General features: G+C 36.3%; 12 protein-coding genes. 4 read left to right on the top strand and 8 right to left on the bottom strand.

The window, feature by feature from the left end:
- Positions 1–36: 36 nt before the first annotated feature.
- From HVS_RS12550 to HVS_RS12560, 3 genes are read right to left on the bottom strand one after another with little or no spacing between them, the layout of a single operon-like run.
- Positions 37–1965, bottom strand: a complete 1929-nt coding sequence (locus HVS_RS12550) for an ABC transporter ATP-binding protein (RefSeq protein WP_101302894.1) — start codon at positions 1963–1965, stop codon at positions 37–39.
- A complete protein-coding gene (locus HVS_RS12555; RefSeq protein WP_101302896.1) occupies positions 1958–3712 on the bottom strand; it encodes an ABC transporter ATP-binding protein in 1755 nt (584 codons plus the stop codon). The genes HVS_RS12550 and HVS_RS12555 overlap by 8 nt, the downstream gene beginning before the upstream one ends.
- 6 nt (positions 3713–3718) lie before the next feature.
- On the bottom strand, positions 3719–4162 hold the full coding sequence (locus HVS_RS12560) for a MarR family winged helix-turn-helix transcriptional regulator (RefSeq protein ID WP_169926546.1): 444 nt from the start codon (positions 4160–4162) through the stop codon (positions 3719–3721).
- Between the two features lie 178 nt (positions 4163–4340).
- On the opposite strand from HVS_RS12560, the gene HVS_RS12565 reads away from it, so the two are divergent.
- Entirely contained in the window at positions 4341–5540 is a 1200-nt protein-coding gene (locus tag HVS_RS12565; protein ID WP_101302898.1) for an MFS transporter, read from the top strand.
- A gap of 86 nt (positions 5541–5626) precedes the next feature.
- Here HVS_RS12565 and HVS_RS12570 read toward each other — a convergent pair whose 3' ends face one another.
- The 3 genes from HVS_RS12570 to HVS_RS12580 form a co-directional block, all read right to left on the bottom strand.
- A complete protein-coding gene (locus HVS_RS12570) occupies positions 5627–7558 on the bottom strand; it encodes an NAD(P)/FAD-dependent oxidoreductase (RefSeq protein WP_101302901.1) in 1932 nt (643 codons plus the stop codon).
- Positions 7559–7648: 90 nt separating this feature from the next.
- Positions 7649–8113, bottom strand: a complete 465-nt coding sequence (locus HVS_RS12575; RefSeq protein WP_101302903.1) for a chemotaxis protein CheX — start codon at positions 8111–8113, stop codon at positions 7649–7651.
- The gene (locus tag HVS_RS12580; protein ID WP_101302905.1) at positions 8113–8532 is read right to left on the bottom strand and encodes a bacteriohemerythrin; all 420 of its coding nucleotides are present in this window, start codon (positions 8530–8532) and stop codon (positions 8113–8115) included. The genes HVS_RS12575 and HVS_RS12580 overlap by 1 nt, the downstream gene beginning before the upstream one ends.
- 224 nt (positions 8533–8756) lie before the next feature.
- Between HVS_RS12580 and HVS_RS12585 the strand changes: the two genes are divergently transcribed.
- Both HVS_RS12585 and HVS_RS12590 read left to right on the top strand, forming a co-directional pair.
- Positions 8757–9416 (top strand): tRNA 2-thiocytidine biosynthesis TtcA family protein, encoded by a 660-nt coding sequence (locus tag HVS_RS12585; protein WP_101304280.1) that lies wholly within the window; start codon positions 8757–8759, stop codon positions 9414–9416.
- 183 nt (positions 9417–9599) lie between these two features.
- Positions 9600–9995: a nucleoside triphosphate pyrophosphohydrolase family protein gene (locus HVS_RS12590; RefSeq protein WP_101302907.1), complete on the top strand. Its 396-nt coding sequence runs from the start codon at positions 9600–9602 to the stop codon at positions 9993–9995.
- Positions 9996–10022: 27 nt separating this feature from the next.
- On the opposite strand, the gene disA is transcribed toward HVS_RS12590, so the two are convergent.
- Together disA and radA are read right to left on the bottom strand one after the other, a co-directional pair.
- Positions 10023–11099: a DNA integrity scanning diadenylate cyclase DisA gene (gene disA / locus HVS_RS12595; RefSeq protein WP_101302909.1), complete on the bottom strand. Its 1077-nt coding sequence runs from the start codon at positions 11097–11099 to the stop codon at positions 10023–10025.
- A gap of 64 nt (positions 11100–11163) precedes the next feature.
- Positions 11164–12531, bottom strand: coding sequence for a DNA repair protein RadA (gene radA, locus HVS_RS12600; RefSeq protein ID WP_101304282.1), 1368 nt, complete (start codon positions 12529–12531; stop codon positions 11164–11166).
- A 340-nt stretch (positions 12532–12871) separates the two neighbouring features.
- Here radA and HVS_RS12605 point away from each other — a divergent pair, with 340 nt between their 5' ends.
- Complete coding sequence (locus tag HVS_RS12605; RefSeq protein ID WP_101302911.1) at positions 12872–14128, top strand: glycosyltransferase family 2 protein; 1257 nt, start codon at positions 12872–12874, stop codon at positions 14126–14128.
- Positions 14129–14195: the final 67 nt, after the last annotated feature.

Consider the following 14195-nt stretch of genomic DNA (forward strand, 5'->3'; position numbering starts at 1 on the left):
TTTTTGTTCTTAAGTCAATTTAATCTTATCCGGCTTCTAATCTAATTCAAATGCACCTGTATATAGCTGGTAATACCTGCCCTTTTCCTTCAAAAGTTCATCATGCGTCCCCCTTTCTATAATTTTACCTTTTTCAAGAACCATTATGACATCAGAGTTTTGCACCGTTGAAAGCCTGTGGGCTATTACAAAAACTGTCCTTCCCTTCATAAGTGCATCCATACCCTCTTGTACGATTGCTTCAGTCCTGGTGTCTATGGAAGATGTTGCCTCATCTAAAATCATCACCGGCGGGTCTGCTACAGTCGCCCTTGCAATGGATATAAGCTGTCTTTGTCCCTGGGAAAGTTCACTACCATTCCCTGTAATTACTGTATTATATCCTTCCGGAAGCATTCTTATGAATCCGTCTGCATTTGCAAGTTTTGCAGCCTGAATGCATTCCTCATCCGTTGCATCCAGTCTTCCATACCTGATGTTCTCCATAACCGTTCCTGAAAACAGGTTCACATCCTGAAGGACTATTCCCAAAGACCTTCTAAGATCTGATTTTTTTATTTTATTTATATTTATGCCGTCATAGCGGATTTTTCCGTCTGCCAGGTCGTAAAACCTGTTTATTAGGTTGGTAATGGTGGTTTTCCCGGCACCTGTAGCCCCGACAAAAGCTACCTTCTGCCCCGGTTTTGCAAAAAGGGATATGTCGTGAAGTACAATCTCCTCTTCATTATAACCAAAGTCCACATTATAGAACCTCACTTCCCCCTTAAGAGGGATGTAGGTTACACTTCCATCTTCATTGGGATGTTTCCATGCCCAAAGGTCTGTTCTTTGGTCTGATTCCACCAGTTTTCCGTTTTCATACCTGGCATTTACCAAGGTAACATATCCTTCGTCAGTCTCCGGTTCCTCATCCATAAGCTTAAATATCCTCTCAGCCCCTGCAATCGCCATAACAACTGCATTAAGCTGCTGGGATACCTGTGCAATGGGCTGCACAAAATTTCTGGAAAGCTGAAGAAATGAAGCAATCATACCAAGGGACAAAACCCCTGTTCCGGCTATACTTATGTTAGGAACCCCGTTTACAGCAAGCACCCCACCTACAATGGCAATAAGAACATATAATAAATACCCTAAATTCATCATAACAGGCATGAGTATATTGGCATACATATTTGCTTTTCCGGAATTTTCACAAAGCATCTGATTTTTTTTATCAAATTCTTCTATAACAGCTTTTTCGTGATTAAATACTTTTACAACTTTTAATCCATTAATCATCTCTTCAATGTATCCGTTTAAGTCTCCAAGGGTTTTTTGCTGCTCAACAAAAAACCGCCCGCTTTTTCCCACGATTTTTTTCACAATTTTAAGGAGAACCAATACAAATAAAATAACAAATCCAGTGAGCCAAAGGCTTAGATACATCATAGATGCCACTACCGCTACTATAGTTACAACAGATGAAAATAAATGAGGAAGGCTCTGTGAAAGCATTTGCCTTAGTGCATCAACATCATTTGTATAATGACTCATAAGATCGCCATGACTGTGTGAGTCAAAATACTTAATTGGAAGCCTTTGCATTTTTGCAAACATCTCATCCCGGATTTTCTTTAAAACACCCTGGGATACAAAGACCATAGTCCTGCTGTAAAAAAATGATGCAAGTACACCTATAATATATATACCACCTAAAAGTAAAATAACCCTGAAAAATCCTGAAAAATCAGGAACAGCTTCTGTTAACATAGGAGTTATATAATCATCAATAAGAGCTTTTAAAAACAATGAAGATACTGCACCGGCAATTGAGCTTATTATTATGGAAATAACAACAAAAAACAATTTTATTTTATACCTGCCTAAATAAGATAAAAGTCTTTTTACCGCATCTTTATTTATATCTTTTATATTATGGGCTCCCATACCATGACCCCTTCTTCTCATAGGTCTAGACATTTGCCATTACGCCCCCTTTCACCTGTGACTCATAAACTTCCCTGTAAATCCGGCTTTTCTCCATTAGCTCATCATGTGTACCTATTTCAGTAATTTTTCCATTATCCATTACAACAATTTTGTCAGCATCCTGAACTGAGCTGACTCTTTGGGCAATGATAATTTTTGTCGTGCCAGACAGTTCTTCTGTAAAGACCTTCTTTATAAGTGCTTCTGTCTTTGTATCAACAGCACTTGTTGAATCGTCCAAAATAATTATTTTTGGCTTTTTTAGAAGAGCCCTTGCTATGGTAAGCCTCTGCTTTTGTCCTCCTGAAACATTAGTGCCCCCCTGCTCTATATATGTATCATATTTATCAGGAAACTCATTGATAAAACCATCTGCCTGGGCTATTTGTGCCGCTTTTTTAATCTCCTCATCCCTTGCATTTTCATCCCCCCATTTAAGGTTTTCCTTAATGGTACCTGAAAAAAGCACATTTTTTTGAAGCACAACAGCCACTTGATCCCTCAAAGTCTTAAGGTCATATTCCCTTACATCCCGGCCTCCAACCTTTACAACACCCTTTGAAACATCGTACAGTCTTGGAATCAGTTGGATAAGAGTTGTCTTCGCCGAACCGGTACCACCTATTATTCCCACCGTCTCGCCGCTTTCAATTTTAAGGTTTATATTTTCTAATATCATCTTATCGGCTTTATCAGAATAGCAAAAACTTACATTTTTAAACTCAATACTCCCGTCTGCCACCTCAAATACAGGGTTTTCGCAGTTTTTAAGGTCAGTTTCCTCATTTATTAACTCAACTATTCTCTCTGCAGATGCCCTGGAAATAGTTATCATTACAAATATCATTGAAAGCATCATAAGGCTTATGAGAATTTGCATAACATAAGTCATAAGGCTCATAAGCTGTCCTGTTGTAAGTCCTAGTGCAGGGTTATTTCCTGATGCCACTATGGCTTTAGCCCCAAACCAGGATAAAAGAAGCATTGAACCAAACATGCAAAACTGGATAAGAGGCATGTTAAATACCAGTATTTTTTCTGCCTTTGTGAATCTTTCGTATATCTCATTTGATATATCTGAAAATTTCTTTATCTCGTAATCTTCCCTTACAAATGCCTTTACAACCCTTATGCCCCTTAAATTCTCCTGAACTACATTATTAAGCTTGTCATATGTTTTAAATACCTTCCTGAATATAGGATGGGCATTTTTTATTATAAGGAAAAGTCCTATGCCTAATACAGGTATAGCTCCTAAAAATATCATGGAAAGTTCTTTATTTATCCTAAAAGCTGCAAACAAAGTAAATGCCAGCATAATAGGACTTCTTACAGCCCCTCTTATAAGCATTTGATATGAGTTCTGCACATTCATAACATCCGTTGTCAATCTTGTAATGATGCTGGATGTAGAAAATTTATCAATATTTGAAAAAGAAAACTTTTGAACATTATAAAACATATCCTGCCTTAAATTCTTTGCAAAACCGGCAGATGCATGGGCTGCAGTTTTTCCTGCAAGAGCCCCGGACACTAAAGCTAAAAAAGCTGATAAAAGCAAAAAGGTTCCAAGCTTTAAAATTACACTCATATTTCCGGCACTAATTCCCTCGTCAACTAATTTTGCCATGATAAATGGAATTATAACTTCAAATAAAACTTCAAGCATTACCAAAACAGGTGTAAGTATTGAGGGTATTTTGTATTCTCTGATGCTTTTTGCCAAAGTTTTTATCATCCCCTATTACCTCCCGTCAATTTCCATATTGTTTTTCATTCTCTCTATATAAGAAAACAGCGTATCTTTTTCCTCCTGTGAAAAGCCCTTCATAAGCTTTGTCTCAACATTTCTAAGATCAGTTATTATAGCCTGGTAAATATCTTTAGCCTTTTTGGTTAAAACTAATTTTTTCAGTCTTGCATCTGAATCAACACCTTGTCTTTCAATAAGCCCCTTTTGTTCCATTATTTTTAGCACCCTTGATATAGTTGACCTCGTTATGGAAAACCTTTCTTCTAAATCTCTCTGGAATACATCCCTATTTTCATTCTGATACAAATATGCTATAATCCATCCATTTACTCCGCTTATCCCGTCTATATCTTGAAAATGTTGTGAATTTTCTATATGCCTCTTTATAAGATTAGTCAAAGAACGTATTTCCATTCCTATGGATTTCTGTTTCATATTTCACCTCCGGATGTAAAAACTAGTGATAAATCTCTATAAAAAAATAATGTTGTATATCAATCAGTTTGACATACAACATTATAAATTGATTATTTTTATATGTCAATATTTCTTTATTGCATTAACAATATTATAATATTAATAAAAAATTATTGATATTTTTAAGGAGAAGATAATGGTTTTAACAGTTTTATTAATAATAATTTACTTAGCTTTTATAAGTTTAGGGCTGCCTGATTCACTCTTAGGAGCAGCGTGGCCGTCAATGTACCCGGACATGAAAGTCCCCATTTCCTATGCAGGCATTGTTTCCATGATTATTTCGGGAGGAACTATAGTATCCAGTCTTTTTAGTGACAGGCTTATTAGAAAATCAGGAACCGGTTTGGTTGCTTTTATAAGTACATTAACCACATCACTGGCTCTCTTTGGATTTTCATTTAGCAAAAAGTTTTATATGCTGTGCCTTTTTGCAATTCCCTTAGGACTTGGGGCAGGGGCAATAGATGCTGCCCTTAATAATTTCGTGGCCCTTTACTACAAAGCAAAACATATGAGCTGGCTTCACTGCTTCTGGGGTGTCGGTGCCATGACCGGACCTGTTATAATGTCTTATTTTCTGACACAAGGTTATGCATTCCGGCTTGGCTACCGCACCGTTGCAATTATTCAGCTTTTCCTGTCTGTAGTGTTAATTGCCTCCCTGCCATTTTGGAAAAAAGCAGAAATAAATAGTACTACCCCGCCAGAAAAAGGTAACCAGGAAAAAGGAATACAAGACCATAAAATTATAAGCAAAAAGGAACTTTTAAAGCTGCCGGAAGTAAAACAGGCATTAACAGCATTTTTCTGCTACTGCTCCATAGAGGCAACAATGGGACTTTGGGGAAGCAGTTTTGCAGTTATTGCCCACGGGGTTCAGACAGATACAGCGGCAAGATGGGCATCTCTTTTTTATTTTGGTATTACCTTTGGAAGGTTTCTATCAGGATTTGTCACGCTTAAACTAAACAACAGGCAAATGGTTCTCCTGGGAGAAGCCTTAATTGCGGCGGGAATGGTTATGATTATGCTGCCATTTGGGAAAATCAGCTCCCTGGTAGGGTTCATATTGGCAGGAATAGGCTGTGCACCTATTTTTCCAAGCTTACTGCATGAAACCCCTGCAAATTTTGGAGCAAAATACTCCCAATCAGTTATGGGACTGCAAATGGCAAGCGCTTATATTGGAACTACATTTATTCCCCCGCTTTTTGGTGCTCTGGCATTAAAAACAAGTTATTTACTTCTCCCATTCTTCACCAGCACTGTGCTTGTGCTTATGTTTATAATGGTTAATCTTTTGAATAAGCGCGTAGATGAAAAAAACAAATGAACTAAAAAATAATGGTGTTTTTACAACACCATTATTTTTTTATCTCAATATATAAAAATATAAAAACATGCCATATTAATTAAAACTTATATACTAAGTCCAAGTTTGGCGCCCGCATAAATGGCATCGGTAATGTCGCCGGGTTTGTTGGCATCCCCTATAACATGCGTCTTCTTCCCAGCTTCCTTCATTATTTCTTCCAAAGGATTGTAGGATTTTACACCTACCGCCAAAACTATAGTGTCAAATCCACTTAACCTTTCCTCAGCTCCTTCTCTTTCCACAACTACACTGTCTTTGGAAAGGGCTTTTACTTTTGTTTTTGTCAGCATATTTACACCGTATTTTTTTAGTCTCTCAATGAGCAGAAAACGTACATCCTGGTGTTCTTCCTCAGCTATTGCATCTTTCATTTCCACAATGGTCACCCGGCGGTTTTGGTTTGCAAGCATTTCTCCGGTCTCTGCACCTACCTGTCCGCCGCCGATGATAATTACCCTGTCCCCTGGTACTACCTTTCCTGCAAGGACATCAATTGCTTGTACGGCACCTGCTTCTTCTATGCCGTCAAAGGGCGGGCAAATTGGCTCTCCGCCTGTAGCCAGCACAACTTCATCAAAATCTTTAACGGTTTCTAAATTTGCCTCTACACCAAAATTATAGGTAACACCGTATTTTTTCCCTAATCTCATATAAGTCTGGACAGCCTTTAAAAGTTCCTGCTTATACGGCGGTCTTGCCCCAAGTGCAATTTGCCCTCCGGGTACATTTGCTTTGTCAAAAACAGTGACAGAATGACCCCGCTTTGCAGCCACCCAGGCAGTTTCAAGTCCTGCAGGACCTGCTCCTATAATGGCAATTTTCTTTTTCACTTCCGGAGGGTTGAATTTCATAATTCCCTCTTTTCCTGTGAATGGATTGTATGTGCAGGATACTCCGGTATCCCACTCATCCCTGCCGCCTGCTTCTGAACATCTCTGAAGACAGGCTACACAAGGAATTATCTCGTCAATACGGTTTTCCTTTACCTTGTTTGGAAATTCAGGGTCTGCCAAAGAAGGTCTTCCTAAAGACACAAGGTCTGCCGAACCTGAACTTATAATATCCTCTGCAACATATGGATCTACAATTCTTCCTGTTATAATAACGGGAATATTAAGAACCTCTTTTATAAATGCTGAGTTTGAAGCATTAAATCCTGGAGGCAACGCCTGGGGAGCCAGTGTTTTATAAGTTGTCCCGTATGCCCCGCCAATGGAGACACTAATTACATCCGCTCCGGCTTCTTCCAGCATTTTAGCAGCTTTTCTGGCCTGTCTTACACCCCAGCTGTCATGCTCCGACTCTTCTGCACTGATTCTCACACTTACCGGAAAGTCCTTACCGCACTTTTCTTTGATTCCCTTTACAATTTCCGTAGGAAATCTCATGCGGTTGTGAAAATGCCCGCCAAATTCATCTAAGCGTTTGTTTGAATATGGTGACATAAATTGTGCAATCATGTATTGATGTGCACCATGAAGCTCCACGCCATCGTACCCTGCTTCTTTTGCTCTAACCGCTGCATTTACATATTTTTCAATTAGTTGATAAACTTCTTCTGTGCTTAGTTCTCTGGGAATTTCCTTATTTACAGGACTTGCTATAGAAGATGGGGCAACAGGCTGTGTACCGGTAACCATGGAGTAGGAGAGGCGCCCTGCATGGTGTAATTGGGAAAAAATCACCCCGCCGTTTTTATGAACTTCCTGGGTTAATCTTTTGTGCCCTTCAATAAAAGAGTCGTCCCAAATTCCCAATTGACCTGGTAGAGCCATTCCTACAGGGTCTACACATGTAAATTCCGTAACTATTAACCCGTAGCCTCCTTTGGCTCTGGCAACATAGTAATCAATTGTACGCTGGGAAACTTGTCCATCAGGTTCTCCCAGGTGGGAACCCATAGCTGGTACTATATAACGGTTTTTTAACTCTACTGCCCCGATTTTTATGGGGGATAAGGATTTGGAAAAATTCATCTTATCTCTCCTGTTCAAAATTGTATTTTAATTTAGTTTTCCCCTAAACTTATCTTATTCAAACAAAATTTTTAGACAATAGAACCATATTTAATTATTTTCTTTTAAATTAATGGTAATATCAAATTCCCCAATTGGGGTGGTCAGCGGTAAAAGCAACGCCTTTTCCTTCTCCCAGGGTGAAGGGTTGTACTCACCTATAAAAATTTCCGGAGGAGTAATATCACAGCTTAAATTGTGTTCAGATAAAAAAATAAATGCATTTCCTCCGATAATATTTGCTACTTCACCCAAAGCAGAAGTTGTAAACTTATCTATTTTATCCATTTCCATTCCGGACATGATTTTCACCAATTCTAAAGTCATATCTTTAGGGAAGCTAAACAGTATTGCTCCTTTTAAATCACCCTTTACCCCAAGCTTAACATTTGCATCCTTGCTGTTTTTAAGTTCTTCCACCAATTTTAATTCGCCCCTCTTAGGCTCTATATCAACTAATAATTGAAAAACCTCTTTCGTTGCCTTATAAAAGGAATTTACATATTCTGCTTTCATTATACTTTTCCTCCTTTGCTTCTTACATATTCTCCAATTTTCTGATCCATGTTTCCAACATGCATAATAAGCCAGGCCATAAGCTTTCCCCCAAATTCCTGTATCTTTTCCTCAGTAAAGCCCTCTTCTTCAAATATTTTAACGTAATTATTTATGCCTTCCCTGAATTTAGCATGTGCCTCTCTGTGAGTTTCAATGTCCGGATAATTAATTTGTTCCTGATAAATCTCTTCTTCATTGAAATGGTCAATTACATAATCCTTCATAAAAATCATTGTCTCTTTTACTTTATCAACTCTGGCATCCCAGTCTTCTTCACTTCTGATAACCTTGGTAAACTCTGAAACCCGTCTGAAAAGTTCTTCATGCTGCTTATCAATATGCTCTACACCTATTTTGTACTTTTCTTTCCACATCATTTTTTAATCCCTCTTTTCCAATTTTAATTTTGCTTTTATACCCTTTAACTGCCCTTTTATTACTTTTAAATATACAGTATAATATTCTTTATTACTTTATCTTTCGGTAGTAATACTAAATATCTTTATAGAAAAATTTTGATTAGGAAGGGATTGTAATGGCAAGTTTTTTAAATGAAAGAAAAATACTTTCCTATGTAAGAAAAGCAATTGAAGATTTTAATATGATAGAAAACGGTGATAAAATAGCCGTAGGCGTATCAGGAAAAGACAGCATTACTTTGCTTATAGCTTTAAGGCGTCTTCAGGAATTTTTAAATAAAAAATTTTCTGTAGAAGCAGTTACCCTTACACTAGGAATAGGTAAGTACAATTTGGATTATATACAAGAATTATGTAATAACCTTGAAATTAATTATACAGTAGAAGAAACTCTAATTGGAAAAATAGTTTTTGAAGTGAGAAAAGAAAAAAATCCTTGTTCCCTTTGTGCAAATATGAGAAGGGGGGCTTTAAATAATTTAGCTAGGAAATTAGGATGCAATAAAGTTGCTCTTGGGCATCACAGGGACGATTTGATGGAAACTTTGTTGCTCAATATTCTGTTTGAAGGAAAGATTTCCACCTTTTCACCCGTTACATACTTAAGCAGGATGGATTTAAATGTAATTAGACCTTTAATTTACACCAAGGAAGAAGATATAAAGGAATTTATAAATGCCAATAATATTATTTCTATTAAAAACCCATGTCAGATAGACGGACTGACAAAGCGGCAATATATAAAAAATCTTTTAGGAGAAATATCCAAGGATAACAAATACATAAAGGAAAATATTTTTGGAGCAATCCGCCGGTCTAAAATTGAAGGTTGGGATATATAAATAGGATATTTAAAATATAAAAGAATTATAGACAAATTATAAATGTTAGTTTTATCCAGTTTAATTTTCATTGACAAAAGGCTGTTTTAACAATTATAATAAGGATATCGGTTAAGTTTCTTAAATGTTTTATACCTTTTTAAAGTTCTGTTGTTAAACAATACACCCTAAGGAGTGAGCATATTGAAGGACATAATGGTAGATAAATTTCAATTCACCGTTGGAGAACTTTTAATACGAAATAAGAGTATTCTGGATCTTATTACTAAATTTCAAGATTCAAATGCAAGAGTTAACCGCAGCATTGTTAAATCCATTACTCAGTGCGGCTGTTTGAAAGTCAATGCTGAAAAACAAGTCAGCTACATAGATGCCGACTTTGAAAAATTGCGGGATTTAATGAATACTCATTTAGAAGGGGAACTCTGTGAAAACTGCAGGGACTATATTAAAAAGGATATTGGAAGAAACCTGTTTTACTTAGCTTCAATATGTAACACTCTTGATTTAAACTTGTACGATATCATAATAAAAGAGCTTGACAGGGTAAAGATGCTGGGAAAATATAATTTAAGATAAATGCAGTTTTAGGTCTTATTTTTGGGGTTATATTTTTTTAACGTTTAAAAACAGCTGACCCTGGATTCTTCTTAGACCCTCTTTAATTAGTCTTGCCCTTATTTCTCCAATTCCTTCAACATCGTCTAGTTCTTCAATGGAGGCATTTAATATTCCTTGAAAATTTAAAAATCTATCAACAAGATTTCTTGTAACCGTCACAGGTACTTTAGGAATTTTACTAAGCAGTCTGTACCCTCTAGGAGATATAGTTGTCTCAAGGGCTTCATAATCGCCGTTATAGCCTAGAAGTTTGCATATTTTTTCAATTTCCATAAGTTCATCAAAAGAAAGTGACCTTAAATTTTTTTGAATTTCTTTTGAAGACATATTTTCCCCTTCCATATAGTCTTCAATTATTAATATTTCATCATTTTCAATATTGTCCAATAACTCCTCCAGCTGCATACTTATAAGTCTTCCTTCATTTCCTAATTCACAGATATATCTTTCAATTTCAGAAGCAACTCTAAGCACCATTTCTGTCCTCTGAATTACAAAAGCAACATCATTTAGTGTCACAATATTTTCAAATTCAAGGGCACTTAAATTATTAACAGCTGTTTCTAAAACCGTTTTATATTTTTCCAGTGTCTGCATGGCCTGATTTGCTTTGTTTAAAATAACTGATACATCTTTTAAAATATATTTTATAGACCCTTTGTAAATTGTGATAACATTCCTTCTCTGGGATATGCTTATAACAGTCTCACCTGTCTGTTTTGCCACCCTGTGTGCTGCTTTATGCCTTGTTCCCGTTTCATCGGTGGATATTTTAGGATCAGGAATGAGAAGTGTATTTGCATATAGAAGTTTTTTTAAATCCCTGCTCAGTACTATGGCACCATCCATTTTTGCAAGTTCATACAAATGGGCCGGTGAATATTCTTTATTAATGAAAAAACCACCATCTATAAGACTCATTATTTCCGGTGAATCCCCTATAACTATCAAGGCACCGGTCCTGGCTTTTAGAATATTTTCCAACCCCTCCCTTAATGCTGTCCCTGGAGCAATCATTTTTAACAATTCGAGAAATTTTTCATCTTTTACATTATCTACCATATAACATATCCCTCCGGAAAATCTTTCATCAATGCTTTACTGCATAGCTATTCCAAATAATATTTTATTGTAAAGCTATTCCCAATGCTTCCTGTACATTCCCCACTCCTACAATATCTATATTATTAACTTCTTTCATATTCTTAATAACTTCTACATTTCCTAAAGGAACTATACATCTTTTAAAACCTATTCTCATAGCCTCCATTACTCTTTTATCCACTTGGTTAACAGCCCTGACTTCACCTGTCAACCCCACTTCCCCTATTAAAACTGTGTTTATATCCACAGGAACATTTCTAAAACTAGAAGCTATGGCTGTAACAATTCCCAAATCACACGCCGGCTCGTCAATTTTAAGTCCTCCTGCAACATTAACATATGCATCAAAATTGTGAAGTTGCATGCCTACTCTTTTTTCTAGAACTGCCATTAATAAAGTAATTCTGTTGTAGTCAACACCTGTGGCCATTCTCCTCGGCATCCCAAAACTTGTTGGACACACAAGAGCCTGTATTTCAATGAGCATAGGACGTGTTCCCTCTAAACTGGATACTACAACTGATCCAGGCACATTTTCTGGTCTCCCGGAGATCATAATCTTTGACGGGTTATCTACCTCTACAAGTCCCACATCTTTCATCTCAAATATCCCAATTTCATTTGTAGAACCAAATCTGTTTTTTACAGCCCTCAAAATCCTGTAGCTTAAATGCCTCTCCCCTTCAAAGTACAACACCGTGTCCACCATATGCTCTAGTACCCTTGGACCTGCAATAGAACCTTCTTTAGTCACATGACCGACAATAATTATTGCTATATTCATGCTTTTGGCAATTCTCATAAGACCTGCAGTAATATCCCTGACCTGGCTTATACTCCCTGGCGCTGCTGATAATTCTTCATTAAACATAGTCTGTATTGAATCAACAATCAGTAAATTTGGCTTTTCTCTCTCGCACAAAGATTGAACTATATTAAAATTGGTTTCTGATACCATCAACAGATTTGAATTGCTTACACCTAATCTATCGGCTCTTATCTTAATTTGCTTTATAGATTCCTCACCGGAAATATATATAATTTTTGGGTTTTCTTTTATTTTATCGCATATTTGTAAAATAAGTGTTGATTTCCCTATGCCCGGGTCCCCTCCTACAAGTATAAGAGAACCTTTTACTATCCCGCCGCCAAGCACCCTGTCCATCTCTTTTATGCCTGTTTTATACCTGTCTTCCTTTTCTATTTGGACATCATTTATATTTACAAGCTTTACATCAGATAAAACAGCGTCCCGACTTTTTTTACCCGCCAGCTGCTGTATTTCTTCTGTAAATGTATTCCATTGACTGCAACCTGGACATTTACCCAGCCATCCTCTTGATTCGTAGCCACAATTTTGACAAATAAAAAATGTTTTTTTCTTCGGCATATCTTTTTTCCAGCCATCCTTTCTTTTTATACGTTTATATACGTTTTTGTATGTTGAAATTTTCTTTACTTTCAAAATTTTATACATTTAAACCTATAAAATATAAGTCTTCAAATTTTATAAATTTTGTCTGTTAAAATTTGTCTTTTCATTTATGGAAAATCAGTTTGGCAAATTATTTTATAATTTTATAGTTTGAATAATTATATAAAGTTTAAACAATAAGATTATAGCATAACATAACAATTTTAAAAAATTAAATATCATAAATATTTTCTTTTATTAAGTACAAAATAATAAAGAAATTTAAGAGCTTACAAAGACTTATTGGAGGAGTAAAATGTTATCACAAATAAATAGCCTGATTTTCCATACCACACAGCTAATACAGGTGATAATATTTACCGCAGGATGTTATTTTTTTGGAATATCCATTTTTGGCTGGCTGTACCGTAAAACATACAAGAATAAAGATTTTTTTCCGAATAAAAAATTTGCATTGATTGTAGCTGCCCACAATGAAGAAAAAGTAATAACGCACATAATAGACAGCCTTTTTAAGCAGAATTATCCTAAAAATTTATTTGATGTTTTTGTCATTGCTGACAACTGTACCGATAAAACAGCGGAAATAGCGGAAAAACACGGTGCCATTGTGTACAGGAGATTTAATAGTACCCTTAGGGGAAAAGGGCATGCATTAGAGTGGATGTTTGAAAGAATATTTGAAATGGACAAAAAATATGATGCCATCTGTGTCTTTGATGCAGACAACCTTGTTTCATCTAATTTTTTGCTGGAAATGAACAAACAGCTTTGCAGGGGACATAAAGTTATACAAGGGTATATAGACAGCAAAAACCCTTATGATTCATGGATAACTTGCTCATACTCCATTGCTTTCTGGCTGTCCAACAGAATATTCCAGCTTCCCAGATATTATTTAGGATTAAGCTGCGGTCTTTGCGGTACAGGATTTTGTATAGATATTGATGTCCTGAAGAAAATAGGCTGGGGAGCTACATGCCTTACAGAAGATTTGGAATTTACAATGAAGCTTGTGCTAAAGGATATGAAAGTTGCATGGGCTCATAATGCAGTGGTATATGATGAAAAACCACTTACATTAAAACAATCCTGGAATCAGAGAAAAAGATGGATGCAGGGTCATGCTGACTGCACAAGCAGGTTTTTAGGACCCCTTTTTAAAAAAGCTTTTAGAAACGGCGATCTTATATCCTTTGACTGTGCCATATATATGTTCCAGCCTATAAGGTTAATATTTATAGGCCTTATTACAATAATGATGTGGATACAAATAGTTTTTCCCGAATCTCCTTTTTATACTTTAAAGTATCTGTTTCCAGCAGAAGTCTGGTCGATATTTGTCATACTACAGTTTTTATACGGACCTATTGTAATTTTAGCTGAAAAGAAATTTAACCCGAAAGTGCTGTTAGGATTTTTGATTTACCCATTTTACTGCCTTACTTGGATTCCAATTACCATACAGGGCTTTTTGACTAAAAACAATAAAGACTGGTGCCACACTCTCCATACAAGGGAAATCAGCATCAGCGACTTAGAAAAGGCTTAAAAACATGGATTGTAAGTACATTTCTTCTTACAATCCTTTTTGTTTTTACATCAAAAAACATTTAGAC

This window comes from Acetivibrio saccincola, assembly GCF_002844395.1.
Classification (GTDB): Bacteria; Bacillota; Clostridia; order Acetivibrionales; family Acetivibrionaceae; genus Herbivorax; species Herbivorax saccincola.

Excerpts from the sequence above, each read along its gene's own strand:
- HVS_RS12575 (WP_101302903.1), bottom strand. The coding sequence starts at position 8,113 with ATGAAAGCAGAATATGTAAATTCCTTTTATAAGGCAACGAAAGAGGTT.
- radA (WP_101304282.1), bottom strand. The coding sequence starts at position 12,531 with ATGCCGAAGAAAAAAACATTTTTTATTTGTCAAAATTGTGGCTACGAA.
- HVS_RS12570 (WP_101302901.1), bottom strand. The coding sequence starts at position 7,558 with ATGAATTTTTCCAAATCCTTATCCCCCATAAAAATCGGGGCAGTAGAG.
- HVS_RS12585 (WP_101304280.1), top strand. The coding sequence starts at position 8,757 with ATGATAGAAAACGGTGATAAAATAGCCGTAGGCGTATCAGGAAAAGAC.
- HVS_RS12605 (WP_101302911.1), top strand. The coding sequence starts at position 12,872 with ATGTTATCACAAATAAATAGCCTGATTTTCCATACCACACAGCTAATA.
- HVS_RS12555 (WP_101302896.1), bottom strand. The coding sequence starts at position 3,712 with ATGATAAAAACTTTGGCAAAAAGCATCAGAGAATACAAAATACCCTCA.
- disA (WP_101302909.1), bottom strand. The coding sequence starts at position 11,099 with ATGGTAGATAATGTAAAAGATGAAAAATTTCTCGAATTGTTAAAAATG.
- HVS_RS12565 (WP_101302898.1), top strand. The coding sequence starts at position 4,341 with ATGGTTTTAACAGTTTTATTAATAATAATTTACTTAGCTTTTATAAGT.
- HVS_RS12550 (WP_101302894.1), bottom strand. The coding sequence starts at position 1,965 with ATGTCTAGACCTATGAGAAGAAGGGGTCATGGTATGGGAGCCCATAAT.
- HVS_RS12560 (WP_169926546.1), bottom strand. The coding sequence starts at position 4,162 with ATGAAACAGAAATCCATAGGAATGGAAATACGTTCTTTGACTAATCTT.
- HVS_RS12580 (WP_101302905.1), bottom strand. The coding sequence starts at position 8,532 with ATGATGTGGAAAGAAAAGTACAAAATAGGTGTAGAGCATATTGATAAG.